Genomic DNA, 249 nt, shown 5'->3' on the forward strand with positions numbered 1-249 from the left:
ACCTCTTGGCGACGGATCTGGAGATGGCGACGCCGGACGGCTATGTCTCGACCTCTTGGGAGCGGGGCTATGGCGATTATGTGATGAAGCCCGACCTCTCCACCCTGCGCCCTGTGCCGTGGCTGGAGGGCACGGTGATGGTGCTCTGCGACGTGCTCGATCACCACACCCACGAGGAAGTCTCCCACTCCCCCCGCGCGATCCTGAAGCGGCAGGTGAACCGCCTGAAGGCGATGGGCTATGAGGCGA

1 pseudogene is annotated in these 249 nt (G+C 64.7%); it reads left to right on the forward strand.

What is annotated here, in order from left to right:
- Positions 1–249 (forward strand): annotated as a pseudogene (locus ACXAHG_RS23620) (glutamine synthetase); the annotation flags it as partial.

Source organism: Leisingera sp. ABD4_442 (assembly GCF_056160905.1).